General features: G+C 65.2%; 15 protein-coding genes, 1 tRNA gene and 2 rRNA genes. 11 read left to right on the top strand and 7 right to left on the bottom strand.

What is annotated here, in order from left to right; genetic code table 11:
* From JWM94_RS01205 to JWM94_RS01250, 10 genes are all read left to right on the top strand, one after another.
* A 23S ribosomal RNA gene (locus JWM94_RS01205) occupies nucleotides 1-333 on the top strand; the annotation flags it as partial.
* 219 nt (nucleotides 334-552) lie between these two features.
* A 5S ribosomal RNA gene (gene rrf / locus JWM94_RS01210) occupies nucleotides 553-667 on the top strand.
* A gap of 95 nt (nucleotides 668-762) precedes the next feature.
* A tRNA-Met gene (locus JWM94_RS01215) sits at nucleotides 763-839 on the top strand.
* Nucleotides 840-989: 150 nt separating this feature from the next.
* The gene (locus JWM94_RS01220) at nucleotides 990-1,454 is read left to right on the top strand and encodes a (2Fe-2S)-binding protein (RefSeq protein ID WP_299420118.1); all 465 of its coding nucleotides are present in this window, start codon (nucleotides 990-992) and stop codon (nucleotides 1,452-1,454) included.
* Entirely contained in the window at nucleotides 1,451-3,592 is a 2,142-nt protein-coding gene (locus JWM94_RS01225) for a molybdopterin cofactor-binding domain-containing protein (protein ID WP_299420121.1), read from the top strand. Before JWM94_RS01220 ends, JWM94_RS01225 begins: the two co-directional genes overlap by 4 nt.
* On the top strand, nucleotides 3,589-4,209 hold the full coding sequence (locus JWM94_RS01230; protein ID WP_299420125.1) for an Isoquinoline 1-oxidoreductase subunit: 621 nt from the start codon (nucleotides 3,589-3,591) through the stop codon (nucleotides 4,207-4,209). Before JWM94_RS01225 ends, JWM94_RS01230 begins: the two co-directional genes overlap by 4 nt.
* Nucleotides 4,210-4,378: 169 nt before the next feature.
* Nucleotides 4,379-4,726, top strand: a complete 348-nt coding sequence (locus JWM94_RS01235; protein WP_299420130.1) for a poly(R)-hydroxyalkanoic acid synthase subunit PhaE — start codon at nucleotides 4,379-4,381, stop codon at nucleotides 4,724-4,726.
* A gap of 4 nt (nucleotides 4,727-4,730) precedes the next feature.
* Entirely contained in the window at nucleotides 4,731-5,801 is a 1,071-nt protein-coding gene (locus JWM94_RS01240) for an alpha/beta fold hydrolase (RefSeq protein WP_299420152.1), read from the top strand.
* Nucleotides 5,798-6,331, top strand: a complete 534-nt coding sequence (locus JWM94_RS01245) for a GNAT family N-acetyltransferase (RefSeq protein ID WP_299420156.1) — start codon at nucleotides 5,798-5,800, stop codon at nucleotides 6,329-6,331. Before JWM94_RS01240 ends, JWM94_RS01245 begins: the two co-directional genes overlap by 4 nt.
* A gap of 53 nt (nucleotides 6,332-6,384) precedes the next feature.
* Nucleotides 6,385-7,176, top strand: coding sequence for an alpha/beta fold hydrolase (locus tag JWM94_RS01250; RefSeq protein ID WP_299420161.1), 792 nt, complete (start codon nucleotides 6,385-6,387; stop codon nucleotides 7,174-7,176).
* Here the strand turns inward: JWM94_RS01250 and JWM94_RS01255 are convergent.
* The 3 genes from JWM94_RS01255 to JWM94_RS01265 all read right to left on the bottom strand — a co-directional run bounded on the left by JWM94_RS01255 (nucleotide 7,173) and on the right by JWM94_RS01265 (nucleotide 9,719).
* Entirely contained in the window at nucleotides 7,173-7,601 is a 429-nt protein-coding gene (locus JWM94_RS01255) for a hypothetical protein (RefSeq protein ID WP_299420165.1), read from the bottom strand. The two genes, JWM94_RS01250 and JWM94_RS01255, sit on opposite strands and share 4 nt — an antisense overlap.
* Nucleotides 7,602-7,758: 157 nt before the next feature.
* Complete coding sequence (locus JWM94_RS01260; RefSeq protein ID WP_299420168.1) at nucleotides 7,759-8,202, bottom strand: phasin family protein; 444 nt, start codon at nucleotides 8,200-8,202, stop codon at nucleotides 7,759-7,761.
* On the bottom strand, nucleotides 8,202-9,719 hold the full coding sequence (locus JWM94_RS01265; protein ID WP_299420171.1) for a wax ester/triacylglycerol synthase family O-acyltransferase: 1,518 nt from the start codon (nucleotides 9,717-9,719) through the stop codon (nucleotides 8,202-8,204). The genes JWM94_RS01260 and JWM94_RS01265 overlap by 1 nt, the downstream gene beginning before the upstream one ends.
* A 412-nt stretch (nucleotides 9,720-10,131) precedes the next feature.
* Here JWM94_RS01265 and JWM94_RS01270 point away from each other — a divergent pair, with 412 nt between their 5' ends.
* Entirely contained in the window at nucleotides 10,132-10,578 is a 447-nt protein-coding gene (locus tag JWM94_RS01270) for a DUF6265 family protein (RefSeq protein WP_299420174.1), read from the top strand.
* Nucleotides 10,579-10,668: 90 nt separating this feature from the next.
* Here the strand turns inward: JWM94_RS01270 and JWM94_RS01275 are convergent, their stop codons facing one another.
* From JWM94_RS01275 to atpA, 4 genes are all read right to left on the bottom strand, one after another.
* Nucleotides 10,669-10,920, bottom strand: a complete 252-nt coding sequence (locus tag JWM94_RS01275) for an ATP synthase F1 subunit epsilon (RefSeq protein WP_299420177.1) — start codon at nucleotides 10,918-10,920, stop codon at nucleotides 10,669-10,671.
* Nucleotides 10,920-12,443, bottom strand: coding sequence for a F0F1 ATP synthase subunit beta (atpD, locus tag JWM94_RS01280; protein WP_299420181.1), 1,524 nt, complete (start codon nucleotides 12,441-12,443; stop codon nucleotides 10,920-10,922). The genes JWM94_RS01275 and atpD overlap by 1 nt, the downstream gene beginning before the upstream one ends.
* Nucleotides 12,444-12,544: 101 nt before the next feature.
* Nucleotides 12,545-13,417 carry a F0F1 ATP synthase subunit gamma gene (locus JWM94_RS01285; RefSeq protein WP_299420184.1) on the bottom strand — a complete coding sequence of 291 codons (873 nt, stop codon included), beginning with the start codon at nucleotides 13,415-13,417 and terminating at the stop codon, nucleotides 12,545-12,547.
* 11 nt (nucleotides 13,418-13,428) lie between these two features.
* Nucleotides 13,429-14,766 (bottom strand): F0F1 ATP synthase subunit alpha (gene atpA / locus JWM94_RS01290; RefSeq protein WP_299420188.1); only part of this gene is annotated, 1,338 nt, incomplete at its 5' end.

The raw sequence follows: 14,766 nt of genomic DNA on the forward strand, positions 1-14,766 counted from the left end.
GGCTGTTCGCCAATTAAAGTGGTACGTGAGCTGGGTTCAGAACGTCGCGAGACAGTTTGGTCCCTATCTGCCGTGGGCGTCGAAATTTGAGAGGAGTTGACCCTAGTACGAGAGGACCGGGTTGAACGTACCTCTGGTGTACCTGTCGTCGTGCCAACGGCGCAGCAGGGTAGCTATGTACGGACGGGATAACCGCTGAAAGCATCTAAGCGGGAAGCCTCCCTCGAGATAAGATTTCTTAGGACGGTCGTAGACCACGACCTTGATAGATCGGATGTAGAAGTACGGTAACGTATGGAGCTAACCGATACTAATTGTCCTATTCGCGCTTGAGAGTTCCACCATCAATGACAGCATTGGGCCATCGGCTCAGCGTTGCCATCCGGTTGGATGATTGAGTTCGACGCCAGAATGAAATTCCTTGGTTCATCGGCATGCTTTCGCCGGATGAACATACAAAGGTGCATCGATTTTAAGGAACCCATCAGAGCAATCGCTTTGGTGGGAACCGATAAGAACCGTTCTACTGCGCATTGCGCACCGGCTTCATTGCCTGGTGATCATAGCGTCGGTGTCCCACCCGATCCCATCCCGAACTCGGCCGTGAAACCCGACCGCGCCGATGGTACTATCGCTCAAGCGATGGAAGAGTAGGTCGTCGCCAGGCATTGCAGCTGGTGCGTAATATGCACGGAACGTTTCTTTTGAACCCATTCACTATGTCGATCGTCCCACCCCCCTCCCCGGGGCGGTCGGCGCTGGCGCGGGGTGGAGCAGCCCGGTAGCTCGTCAGGCTCATAACCTGAAGGTCACAGGTTCAAATCCTGTCCCCGCAACCAACGCCAAACGCGAACAAGCCCGCGAGTCTCACGACTCAGCGGGCTTTTTGCTGTCTTACTGAGATCATATGACGCGATCGTGCTGACGCTTGGCGCAACGATCGGACGCGTCTAGGATTGTGTCCGCGGGCACGAACAGGGAGACGCTGGATGGCGGTCGAATTCCTTCTCAACGGCAAGACGATGTCGTTCGACGGCGACCCCGACACACCGCTCCTCTGGGTGATCCGCGATTATGCCGGGCTGACCGGCACCAAATACGGCTGCGGCATCGCGCAATGCGGGGCGTGCACGGTCCACCTCGACGGCAAGAACCGGCGGTCGTGCGTGACTCCGGTCGATACCGTCGCGGGGAGATCGGTGACGACGATCGAGGGTGTCAGCGGCCCAGTCGCCGCCGCGGTGCAGAAGGCGTGGGTGGCGATCGACGTGCCGCAATGCGGGTTCTGCCAGTCGGGGCAGGTGATGAGCGCGATCGGATTGCTGTCGGCCAAGTCAAAGCCCACCGATGCCGATATCGACGCGGGCATGGCAGGGAATATCTGCCGTTGCGCGACCTATGTCCGCATCCGCCAAGCGATCAAGGACGCCGCCGGCGTGAAGGTGTCGGCATGACCGCGCTATCCGCCGACCGCCGCCAGTTCCTCGCCGGGTCGGGCCTCGTCCTGGGGCTGATGCTGCCCATGCGCGGCGCAAAGGCGCTCGCCGCGACGGCCACGTTTGCCCCCAACGCCTTCGTCCGCGTGTTGCCCGACAACACCGTCAGCGTCGTCATCAAGCATGTCGAGTTCGGCCAGGGACCGGCGACCGGGCTGACCACGATCGTCGCCGATGAGATGGACGCCGACTGGTCGCAGATGCGGATCGAGTTCGCGCCGGCCAACGACCCGCTCTATAAAAATCTCGCATTCGGCACGATGGGCACCGGCGGATCGACCGCAATGGCCAATAGCTGGGCACAGATGCGCAACGCCGGCGCATCGGCACGTGCGATGCTGGTCGCGGCCGCCGCGAAGCAATGGAACGTGCCTGCCGCGGAGATCAAGGTCGCAAAAGGCGTCGTCAGCCATGGCGCCAAGAAAGCCAGTTTCGGCGATCTCGCCGCAACCGCCACGACGATGCCGGTGCCCGACAAGCCGGTGCTCAAGACACCCGATCAATGGACCTTGATCGGCACCGACGTCCCCAAGATCGACAGTTTGATCAAATCGACCGGCGCTGCGCAGTTCACGATGGACGTCACGCGGCCCGGCATGGTCGTCAGCCTGATCGAGCATGCGCCGGCATTCGGCGGCACGGTGAAATCGGTCGACGACAAAGCAGCGCTGGCGGTGCCCGGCGTCGTCGCGGTCAAGACGATCCCGCAGGGTGTCGTCGTTTATGCCAAAGATACGTTCACGGCGATGAAGGGGCGCAAGACGCTTAGCATCGATTGGGACTTGTCGAAAGCGGAAACACGGTCGAGCGAGCAACTGATCGCGACCTACAAGGCGGCGAACGCCAACCCTGGGGTCGAGTGCGAGGCCAACGGCGACGCCGCCAAGGCCATCGCCGGCGCTGCTAAGAAACTCGACGCGACCTACATCTTCCCATTCCTCGCCCACGCGCCGATGGAGCCGATGGACGCGGTGATCGAGCCGCGCGCCGGTGGCGCCGATTTCTACGCCGGCAGCCAGTTTCAGGTCGGCGACACAGCGGCCGTCGCGGGAGTGCTTGGCGTGCCATTCGCCGGGATGACGCTCCACGAACAATATGCCGGGGGCAGTTTTGGCAGGCGGGCGACGCCCGACATGGGCAATGCGGTCGAGGCGGCGATGGCGTGCAAGGCGCTCGGCGGCACGACCCCAGTCAAGCATTTATGGACTCGCGAAAACGACATTCGCGGCGGGCGCTATCGTCCGCTGATGGTCCACCATATTTCGGGCGGGGTTGATGCCAAGGGTGCGATTGTCGGGCTCGACGTGCGCACTGCGGGGCAATCGTTCATGCGCGGCACCGCCTTCTTCAATCCGGCGGAAAAGTTTGACGAGGCGATGGTCGAGGGGCTGACTAAGAGCGCCTACGCCTTTCCCAATCTCCGCGTCGGCGCAAACGAGATGAAGAACGGCGTGCCGACCCTGTGGTGGCGGTCGGTTGGCAACACGCACACGGCGTACGTGATGGAGACGTTCCTCGACCGGCTGATCGAGCTGGGGAAGGGCGATCCGATCAAGGCGCGGCTGGCGCTAATGAAAGAAGATAGGGCGAAGGCGGTGCTCCGAAAGGTCGCCGAACTCGCCGGCGGGCTAACCGCCAAATCGGGCCGCGCGCGCGGTGTCGCGTTCCACAAGAGCTTCGGGTCGTACGTCGCGCAGATCGCCGAAGTGTCGGTCGGCAGCGAAGGCGTGCCGCGCGTCCACAAGATCTGGGCGGCGATCGATTGCGGGGTGGCGATCAACCCCAACGTCATGCGTGCACAGGTCGAGGGTGGGGTCGGCTATGGGCTGGGGCACGCGCTCTATTCGGAGATCACGCTCGGCGAGGGAGGCGTGGTGCAGCAGTCGAATTTCGACACCTACCGGTCGTTGCGGATCGGCGAGATGCCCGATGTCGAGGTGGCGATCGTCAAATCGACCGCGGACCCGACCGGGATCGGCGAGCCCGGCCTCCCGCCCGCCGCGCCCGCAGTCGCGAACGCGTGGCGCAAATTGACCGGTAAAGTGGTGGAACGACTGCCATTCATCCATGCCTCCAACACGGGAGGTAAGGCATGATGACGCTTCCGCGCTTCGGGCTAGCGGCCTTCGTGGCAGCCGCCTTTATCCTTCCCTTCGCCATCGCCCATGGGGAGGCTGCGAATGGCCTCAAGCCGGCGACGGCATTTGCGTCGATTGCCGACAAGAACGTACGGTCGGCGGCGATCTTCACCGAAATGGGCAAGGTGCTGACCTCGCCGCGCTGTCTCAACTGTCACCCGCGCACCGACAGCCCGACCCAAGGCGATGCGATGGTCGTGCACAACCCGCCGGTTACGCGTGGTCCCGACGGGATGGGCGCGGCTGGGATGGAATGCGGCACATGTCACGGCCCGCGCAACGCCAAATTCGCCAACGGGACTGGCACAGAGCCGGGTAACCCCAAATGGCACCTCGCGCCCAAATCGATGGCGTGGCAGGGGCTGACGCTCGGCCAGATCTGCGGGGCGATCAAAGATCCCAAACGCAACGGCGGCATGACGCTGGCGCAGCTGATCGAGCATAACGGCAAGGATGAGCTGGTCGGTTGGGGCTGGAACCCCGGTCCCGATCGCGCGCCCGCGCCGGGGACGCAAGCGGCGTTCGGGGAGCTGACAAAGGCGTGGGTCGAGAGTGGCTCGGTCTGCCCAAGATAAGCCCGCCGTCATGCCGGACTTGATCCGGCATTCATCTCTCAACGAGCCACACGGTCGCGGATGGATGGGCACCGGATCAAGCCCGGGGTGATGGGTTTGGTTGTGCTGCGCCCCGGCCTGCAGCAAATGCCTGCTTGACCTGAGCGCCCGCCCGACTCACGATGTGCCCATGACAAGCACCGATCCGGCCGCGATGTTCCGCGAGATGCTGGGCGAATGGGAGAAGATGGCGAACAGCCTTGGCGGGGGCCTCGCCAAGTCGGACGAATTCACGCGCTTCATGCACGGTGCGACCGCCGCGCAGATGAACTCCCAAGAGGCGATCAGCGGCATGATGACTCTCGCGCTCGCCGCCGCCAACATGCCCAGCCGCGCCGAGATCGAGGACCTGTCCGCCCGCCTCGCGCGGATGGAAGCGACGCTGGGGCGGATAGAGGAGAAATTGGGCGGCCCGCCCGAGCGCACCAATCGGCCCAAACCGAGCCGGACCCGCAAACCGCCCGCGGCGAAAGCCTGACGCTTTGGCGACCGCCGCCCTCGACATGACCGACGCCGCGCGCGTCGAGTTCGAACGGGCGATGCAGCGCAACCTCAAGGGTCTCGAATACTTCCAGACCAGCGGCCCGGCGCTCGGCGCGACCCCCAAGGACGTGCTGATCGAGCGCGGCACGATGCGGCTCTATCATTACCATCCGCGCACCGACGACGTGTACCGCGTGCCAATCCTGCTGGTGATGGCGACGACCAACCGCGGCTATATCTTCGATATGGTGCCGGGGCAGAGTCTGGTCGAATATTTGCTCGAGGCCGGGTTCGACGTGTTCATGCTCGATTGGGACGCGCCGCGCGCCGACGAGAAGAGCCTCAGCCTCGACAGCTATGTGCTCGATTTCCTCCCCGCCGCAGTCGCGCGGGTGAAGGCGGAGACGGGTGAGAACGATATCACCGTGGTCGGCTATTGCTTCGGGGGGGTGCTGTCGTTGCTATGGGCGGCGCTTCATCCCGATGCGGGGCTCGCCAACCTCGTCACCTTCACGACGCCGGTCGATTTCTCGAAGATGGAGATGTTCCAGAGCTGGGCGGACCGCCGTTTCTTCGACGTCGACAAACTGGTCGATACGTTCGGCAATTGCCCGGGCGATTACCTCTACACCGCATTCGACATGCTGCGCCCCGCCGCGCGCGCGGTCGGCAATGTGCGGCTCTACGACAATCTGTGGAACGACGATTTCGTCAAATCCTATCGCATGTTCGATCGCTGGAGCAGTGACACGCTCCCGCTGGCGGGCGAATATTTCCGCGAGACCACCAAGAAACTGATGTGGGGCAACCAGCTTTATGAGGGCGGGATGGAGGTTGGCGGAAGGGCCATCGACCTCGGCAGGATCACCGTCCCGTTCCTCCACGTCGCAGCTGAGCACGATCATATCGTGCCGACCGCCGCGTCGGCGCCGCTGATCGACATGATCGGATCGACCGACAAGCAGGAAATGATGCTCAAGGGCGGACATGTCAGTCTGGTCGCGGGGGGCAACGCGATCAAGCGGTTGTGGCCCAACCTCGTCGCATGGCTGGGCGAGCGGTCGACATGAGCCACGCTATCCGCCGCTTCCGCCCCGAGGATCGCGACAAGGTAATCGCATTCGCCGCGACCCTCCCCGAGCACGATCTGCTGTTCCTCAGCCGCGACGTGCGCGAGCCGCGCGTGGTGGCGGCATGGCTCAAGGCGATCGAAGAAGGCGAGATCGACAGTCTAATCGCGGAGGATAAGGGCGCAATCGTCGCCACCGCGGCGCTGGTCCACGACCCGCTGGGCTGGTCGGCGCATGTCGGCGAAGTCCGTCTGCTGGTCGCGCCCGGGCGGCGCGGATCGGGCTTGGGCAGCGACTTGCTCCAGGGCATTTTCATGATCGCGCGCGAACGAGGACTTGCCAAGCTGACCGCGCGGATGACGGTCGACCAGACCGGATCGATCGCGCTGTTCGAAGGTGTCGGTTTCCGGGCCGAGGCGATGCTCAAGGATCATGTGCGCGGGACCGACGGGCAAAGCCACGACCTCACCATCCTCAGCTACGACGCCGCGCGCGTGGCCGCGCGGCATGAGGCAATCGGTATCGAATAGGGATCGAATTAGTAGGGCGGGGCGTAGACCCTGCTCACGCAGGAGAAGATTGAATGGCCAGTGCAGCACCCCAAACGAGCGTCAAGGCGCCATCGGCGCTGCTCGCGCTGACCGAATTGCCGCGCGCGCTGTTCGAACTCGCGGCATTGCCTTGGGCGGCGCCGGCGCTGGCCACCGCGCCGCGCGGCGACGGCCATCCGGTGATCGTGCTGCCTGGCTTCGTCACCAGCGACCGGTCGACGGGGGTGCTGCGCGGCTTTCTCAAGCGGCACGGGTATCATGCGCATACGTGGGATTTGGGACGCAACCTCGGGCCCAAGGCGATCGGGCATCAGGGTGAGAAGCTGATCGACCGTGTGCTCGCGGTGCACGAGGCGACCGGACAGAAGGTCAGCCTGGTCGGCTGGAGCCTCGGCGGCGTCATGGCGCGGCTCGTCGCCAAGCGCATTCCGCATGCGATCCGCCAAGTCATCACGCTCGGCTCGCCCTTCTCGGGCAGCCCGAAGGCGTCGAACGTGTGGCGCGCATACGAAATGCTGACCGGGCAGAAGATCGACGCCGATCATACCAAGGCGCAGCTTCACGAAGTCTCGGCCCCGCCCCCGGTCCCCTCGACCGCAATCTATTCGCGCGCCGACGGCGTCGTCGCGTGGCAGAATTGCTGCGAGGAAATCGGGCCGATGTCCGACAATATCGAGGTCCATGGCAGCCATTGCGGGCTCGGCGTCAACGCCAGCGTGCTCTACGCGATCGCCGATCGCCTGGCGCAGGCCGAAGACGACTGGCACCCGTTCGAACGCAGCGGCATCCGCGCGTTCGTGTATCCCTCAGCGGGGCACGCCTAACCGCTCGAGCGCGTCCGTAGCGTATCGACCGCGATCCAATTGGTTTCCCACGTCGCGCCGGCATCGGCCGAAAACGCCTGGTCGAAACGCGCCTCGCGCGGGGACACTTGCGTGATGACGAAACGCACGATGACGACGCGCCCGTCGATATTGTCCTGACCGTAGAACACGCCACGCCCCTTGCCGTCGAACCCGCCATAGACCGGCGCGGTGAGCATGCCGTTTCGCAAGGACGCGAAGTTGAGGCTCCATTGCCGCGTCTGCGGGTTGTAGAGGCGCAACGACCCGCCCTCGATCTTGCTCTTCGCGCCTGTCACGGACAGTTCGACGAAGTTGGCTCTGCCATCGAGCAGCGGCTTGACGATGCTGGTGCCCTCATACTCGACCCAATCGGGCGTTTGCCCGGACAGCGGGTTACGCAGCACGCGAACCGAGGTGGTCCAGGTACCGATCTCGAAATCGAAGTCCTTTTGACCATCGCGTGCCGTCGAGGGAACATCCTGCGCGGCGGCGGACGGAAGCCGGCCACCGCGCAGACAAGCGCGACGCTGCCGAGAACGGCACGCAGCATGGGCGAGGCTCCTATTTCTTGCCCGCGCCCGTCGCATCGCGGCCGAACTGCATGATCAGGTCGCCGATCTCCCGTGCGTGCGCCAGCGCCCGCGCGCCCTGATCGCGTAGATACTCGCCCTGGATCTTCGCCACCTCGGCCGGTGACTTCGCGCCCGCCGCCTTGCGCATCGCGGCGAACGCCTCGCGGGTGTTGGCCTCGGCGTGCTCGATCACTTTCATGCTGATCGAATTGCCTTGCTTGGCGAGCTTCTCGCCCGACTTGCGGATGCTCGCGCCGACACCTTCGACGCGGTCAGCGGCAGACTTGGCGCCCTTTGCGGCGCGATCCGTTGCGTCCTTGGCGGCCTTGGCCGCACGGTCGGTGGCCTTCTTCGTCGCCGCAGCGGCCTTATCGGGGGCGTCCTTCGCGCGTTTCGCGCCCTTGTCGATCGCGTCCTTGACCTTCTTCGCCATCATTTTGCTCCCTTGGCAGCGCGCTTCGGCGCGGGTTTGGGTTTAGCCGGTGCCTTGCGCGCCGGCTTGTTCTCGTTGGCTTCCTTTTTCGGCGCAGCGGGCTTGAGCGCCGCCACCTTCAGCGCCGCGAACGACGACCGCAACGCATCGGCATAGCTATCCGGATCGGGCATCATGTCGCGGTCGGCGGTGAACGACACCGCGATCGTGTCGCCGTACGAATAGACCGTGTTGATCAGCCCCATGCTGTCGAACACCGGCGCGGTGCCGTACATCGCGACCATCCGCGCGCCGCAGAAATACAGCGGCACGCGGCTGCCCGGCACGTTGGTGACGACGCAGTTGAACGCGGGCGCGTGCATGTTGGCCGCGCCGACCCGCGTGTAGAGCCGCGCGCCGAGCCCGGCGAGGCCCGATGGGATCAGCTTGCTGTAGTCGGCGAGTGTCTTCGCGCCGACCGCGTTGGTCATCGCCTTCGAATTGACCGCATCGTCATGGACGAAGCGCAGCCGTTCGAGCGGGTCCTCGATCTGCGTGCCCAGCCCGACCACCATCGCCGAGACGAGGTTGCCCAGCGCCGCCTTCTCGCCCTCCTGCCGCACCGAGATCGGCGCCATCGCGGTCAGCGTTTCCTTGGGCAGTTCGCCTTTGTCCTTGAGGTAGGTTCGCAGCGCGCCACCGACGACGGCCAGGATGACATCGTTGACCGTCGCGTCCGCTACCGCTTCCTTGATCGCGCGCACTTCGGCGAGCTTGAACGGCACCGCATCCCACACGCGATGCGCCGACACCTTGCCGTTGAGCCGCGTCTTGGGCGCGGGACGGCTGTTCTTGAGGGAGACGTCGCCCTTGCCCGCCTGCACCGCCAGCTTGGCCATGCCGGGGAGCGACCGGCCGATCGTCTCGGCGATCCGCATCGGCTGGAGGAGGTTGTTGAAATAGCTGCGGGTGAGGAGGTCGGCGACGCGCGGCATGTTCTCGGGCGACCAGTCGTCGGGCTTGTCGGGCGTCTTCATGCTCGCGTCGAGGTCGTGCACCGCGGCCGACATCTCGACTCCCGACATGCCGTCGATCGCGGCGTGGTGGACCTTGGAGACGAGCGCGAAACAGCCCGGCGGCAGGCCGGGGATATTGTCGAGTCCCTCGACCACGGTGAATTCCCAGAGCGGCTTGGTCAGATCCATCGGCCGCGCGTGGAGCCGTGCGACCTGGATGCACAATTGCCGCCAGTCGCCGGGCTTGGGCAGCGCGATGTGGCGGACGTGGAATTCGATGTCGAACTCCGGGTCCTCGATCCAATAGGGATGATCGACATCGAACGGCACGCGGACGAGGCGCTGGCGGAAAGAGCGCGCGCCCGGCAAGCGCTGCTCGATAAAGCGCAGGACATCCTTGAAGCGGACGAACCCGTCGGGCGCGGTGGAGGGATCGTAGATGCCGACCGACCCGATATGCATCGGCGTGTGCGGCGTTTCCATATAGACGAACGACGCGTCCTGCGCGCTCAGTTGCTGCATGCGCACTCTCCTTGGCGCCGGCCGGTGCCGGTCTGTGCGCCATGCCTAGCAGAGCGTTCGCGTTCGGGCGACTCCGCGCTGAGTCCCGCCGCGGCGCGGTCGAATGTTGAGGAAGTTGAGGGTGGATTGGGGATTTCGGCGTCACGCGCCCGCCATGCGCCGGTCAGGCGATCACGCCGCACCGGCCATGCGTCGCTGACGCGCCACCCACGCGACATAAGCGCGCCATCGACGCGACGCTGGCGCGACACCCACGCACCGCGCCGGCGACGGCGACGCGACGGCGACGCGCCGGGCACGGTCGCGGTCGCGGAAGAAACGGTGAAAATCGGCATCGGCCGACGCTGACACGGCAAATCCTACATTTGAAGCATGAATCTGCTATGCCCGATCTTTCGATCGGGAGGGACGAATGCGGCGAACAATAGCGTTGGGGCTCGCGATGCTGGCGACGGGTGCGTCGAGCGCGCCGGCGATGCCGGGCTGGTTGAGCGGATGCTGGCTGGAGCAGAAAGGCACCAGTTGGACCGAGGAATGCTGGACCGGCCCGCGCGCCGACCAGATGATGGGGTCGGGCCGCGACGGCCGTGGCGACCAGGTCAAGTCATGGGAAACCATGCAGATCGAACGCGGCGCCGATGGCGCGCTGACATTCTACGGATCGGTCAAGGGCGGCGCGCGGGTCGCGTTCCCGATGGTGTCGGCGGGGCCGCGCGACATCGTGTTTTCGAACCCGAGCCACGATTACCCGCAACGCATCCATTATTGGCGCGACGGCATGGGATTGCGCGCGGAGATCGGGCAGATGGACGGCAGCCAGAAATTCGGCTGGAAATACCAGCGGCAGGGCGGGAATTGAGAAGCGCGTGCTCCGGCGAAGGCCGGAGCGTTGGATTTCGAGCGGTCCCTACCGGCCAACGCTCCGGCCTTCGCCGGAGCACGTGCAGTGTTAGCCGGCCTGTTCGGCGAGAACGGTAAGACCGCTCGTCGAGACCTCGGCGAAGCCGCCCTGGATCGGCACCAGCTCCGGCTCACCCTTGTCGGCCGCATAGACCGCCAGATTGCCGTCGCGGATCGTCGACATGACGGGCGCGTGGCCCTCCAACACGCCGAAATCCCCCTCCGTCCCCGGCACGACGACCATATAGACGTCCTCCGAGCGGAGCAGCTTTTCCGGTGTGACGAGTTCGAAGTGCAGCATTACGCCTCGGCCGCCATCTTTTCGGCCTTCGCGACGGCTTCGTCGATCCCGCCGACCATGTAGAACGCGCCTTCGGGCAAGTGATCGTACTCGCCCTCGACCACCGCCTTGAACGACTTCACGGTGTCCTCGATCGCGACGAACTTGCCGGGGATGTTGGTGAACACCTCGGCGACGTGGAACGGCTGGCTGAGGAAGCGCTGGATCTTGCGCGCGCGGCTGACGGTGATCTTGTCCTCTTCGGACAATTCGTCCATGCCGAGAATGGCAATGATGTCCTGCAGCGACTTGTACTTCTGCAGGATCGACTGGACCGCGCGGGCGGTGTCGTAATGCTCCTGGCCGACGACGCGGGGTTCGAGCACGCGGCTGGTCGAATCGAGCGGGTCGACCGCCGGGTAGATGCCGAGCTCCGAGATCGCGCGGTTGAGCACCGTCGTCGCGTCCAAGTGGGCGAACGAGGTCGCCGGCGCCGGGTCGGTGAGATCGTCGGCGGGGACATACACGGCCTGCACCGAGGTGATCGACCCCTTGTTGGTCGAGGTGATGCGCTCCTGCAGCGCGCCCATGTCGGTCGACAAAGTCGGCTGATAGCCCACCGCCGACGGAATGCGGCCGAGCAGCGCCGACACTTCGGCGCCCGCCTGGGTGAAGCGGAAGATGTTGTCGACGAAGAACAACACGTCCTGCCCTTCGACGTCGCGGAAATATTCGGCGATTGTCAGGCCCGACAGCGCGACGCGCGCACGCGCCCCGGGAGGCTCGTTCATCTGGCCGTAGACCAGTGCGACCTTCGAGCCTTCGGAGACGGCGTTGCCGTCCTTGTCCTTGGCAATGACGCCCGCGTCGAGGAATTCGTGATAAAGGTCGTTGCCCTCGCGCGTGCGCTCACCGACGCCCGCGAACACCGACGTGCCGCCATGGCCCTTGGCGATGTTGTTGATCAGCTCCTGGATGAGCACGGTCTTGCCGACCCCGGCGCCGCCGAACAGGCCGATCTTGCCGCCCTTGGCGTAGGGCGCGAGCAGGTCGATCACCTTGATGCCGGTGACCAGGATCGAGCTTTCGGTCGACTGGTCGACGAACAATGGCGCCAGCGCGTGGATCGGATGGCGCATGTCGGTCGCGACGGGCCCGCGTTCGTCGATCGGCTCGCCGATGACGTTGAGGATGCGGCCGAGTGTGGCGGGGCCGACGGGCACGCGGATCTGCGACCCGGTGTCGGTTACGTTCTGGCCGCGGGTCAGGCCCTCCGTCGCGTCCATCGCGATCGTGCGGACGGTGTTCTCGCCGAGATGCTGCGCGACTTCGAGCACCAGCCGGTTGCCGTTGTTATCGGTTTCGAGCGCCGAGAGGATCGCCGGAAGATTGTCCGGAAAGGTCACGTCGACGACGGCGCCGATGACCTGCGAGATCACGCCGACATTATTGGTCGTCGCCGGTGCGGCGGCGGTAGGGGCCGCGGCCTTGGGCGCGGCGGCCTTCTTGGCCGGAGCCTTGGTCTTGGGAGCAGCGGTTGCCATGTTTTCTTCCTGCCTTCTTCAATTCGTGCCCCGGCGGAGGCCGGGGTCCAGTTGCGAGCGGTCCGATACTGGGCCCCGGCCTTCGCCGGGGAACAGCAAGCCTAAAGGGCTTCCGCTCCAGAAATAATCTCGACGAGTTCCGTCGTGATCGCGGCCTGGCGGCTGCGGTTATACTGGATCGTCAGCCGGTTGATCAGGTCGCCGGCGTTGCGCGTGGCATTGTCCATCGCGGTCATCTTGCTGCCCTGCTCCGACGCGGCATTCTCGCGCATCGCGCGGAAAATCTGCACCGCGACGTTGCGCGGCAGCAGCTCGGCGAGGATTTCCTCTTCGTCGGGCTCGTAGTCGGCGGGGGTCAGCGTGACGTCCGACGCCGCGGGAATCGCGACCGGGATCAGCTGCTGCTCGGTCGGCTCCTGCGTCAGCACCGACTTGAAGTTCGAGAAGAACAGGTGCGCCACGTCGAACTCGCCCGCTTCGAAGCGCGCGATCAGGTCGTCGGCATAGCCGCGCGCGTCGGGGAAGACGAGCCGGTCGAGCGCGCCCGGCTCGATCGAATGGATGAAGTCCTTCGGGTACAGGCGGTTGAGCACCGCGCGGCCCTTCTTGCCGATCGTGTAGAATTTCACCGTCTTGCCGTCGGCGATCATCTCCGCCGCGCGGCGCCGCGCGAGCCGCGCGATGTTGGTGTTGAACGCGCCGGCCAGCCCCTTGTCCGACGTCGCGACGACGAACAGATGGACCTGGTCCTTGCCGGTGCCCGCGAGCAATTTGGGCGAGGACGGGCCGATCGTCACTTGCGACGCCAGGCTGGCGACGACCGCCTCGATCCGCTGCGCATAGGGACGCCCGGCTTCGGCCGCGTCCTGCGCGCGGCGCAGTTTCGCGGCGGCGACCATCTTCATCGCCTTGGTGATCTTCTGCGTCGACTTGACCGAGCCGATGCGGACCTTGAGGGCCTTGAGCGTCGCCATCTAGCTATCCGTTACGCGAACGTCTTGGCGAAGGCGTCGAGCGCGGCCTTGAGCTGGTCGCGGACGTCGTCCTTCAAATCCTTGCTGTCGCGGATCGACTTGAGCACGCCCTTGTGGTTGGCGCGCAGGTCGGCGAGCATCGCCGTCTCGTAGCGCACCACGGCTTCGACCGGCACGGTGTCGAGATAGCCTTGCGTACCGGCGAAGATCGACGCGGTCTGCTCCTCGAAGGGCAAAGGCGAGAACTGCGGCTGCTTGAGCAATTCGGTCAGGCGCGCGCCGCGGTTGAGCAGCTTTTGCGTCGACGCGTCGAGGTCCGAGCCGAACTGCGCGAACGCCGCCATTTCGCGGTACTGCGCCAGCTCTAGCTTGATCGAGCCCGACACCTTCTTCATCGCCTTGGTCTGCGCGGCCGAGCCGACGCGGCTGACCGACAGTCCGACGTTGATCGCCGGGCGGATACCCGCGAAGAACAGGTCGGTTTCGAGGAAGATCTGGCCGTCGGTGATCGAAATCACGTTGGTCGGGATGTAGGCCGACACGTCGCCCGCCTGCGTTTCGATGATCGGCAGCGCGGTCAGCGACCCGCCGCCCATCTTGTCCGACATCTTGGCGGCGCGCTCGAGCAAGCGCGAGTGGAGATAGAACACGTCGCCCGGATAGGCTTCGCGGCCCGGCGGGCGGCGCAGCAGCAGCGACATCTGGCGATACGCGACCGCCTGCTTCGACAGATCGTCGAACACGATCAAAGCGTGCATGCCGTTGTCGCGGAAATACTCGCCCATCGCGGTGCCGGTGTAGGGCGCGAGGAACTGGAGCGGGGCGGGGTCGGACGCGGTCGCGGCTACCACGATCGAATAGTCCATCGCGCCGTTTTCGGTCAGCGTCTTGACGAGCTGCGCCACGGTCGAGCGCTTCTGGCCGATCGCGACATAGACGCAATACAGCTTCTTCGACTCATCGTCGCCGGCGTTGACCGTCTTCTGGTTGATGAACGTGTCGATCGCGACGGCCGATTTGCCGGTCTGGCGATCGCCGATGATCAGCTCGCGCTGGCCGCGGCCGACGGGAACGAGCGCGTCGATCGCCTTCAGGCCCGACTGCATCGGCTCGAACACCGACTGGCGCGGGATGATGCCCGGCGCCTTGACTTCGACGCGGCTGCGCTGGTCGCTGACGATCGGCCCCTTGCCGTCGATCGGGTTGCCGAGGCCATCGACCACGCGACCGAGCAGACCCTTGCCGACGGGGACGTCGACGATCGTGCCGGTGCGCTTGACGACGTCGCCTTCCTTGATCTCCGAGTCCGACCCGAAGATCACGACGCCGACATTGTCGGCCTCGAGGTT

The organism is Sphingomonas bacterium, from assembly GCF_028289855.1.
GTDB lineage: Bacteria > Pseudomonadota > Alphaproteobacteria > Sphingomonadales > Sphingomonadaceae > Sphingomonas.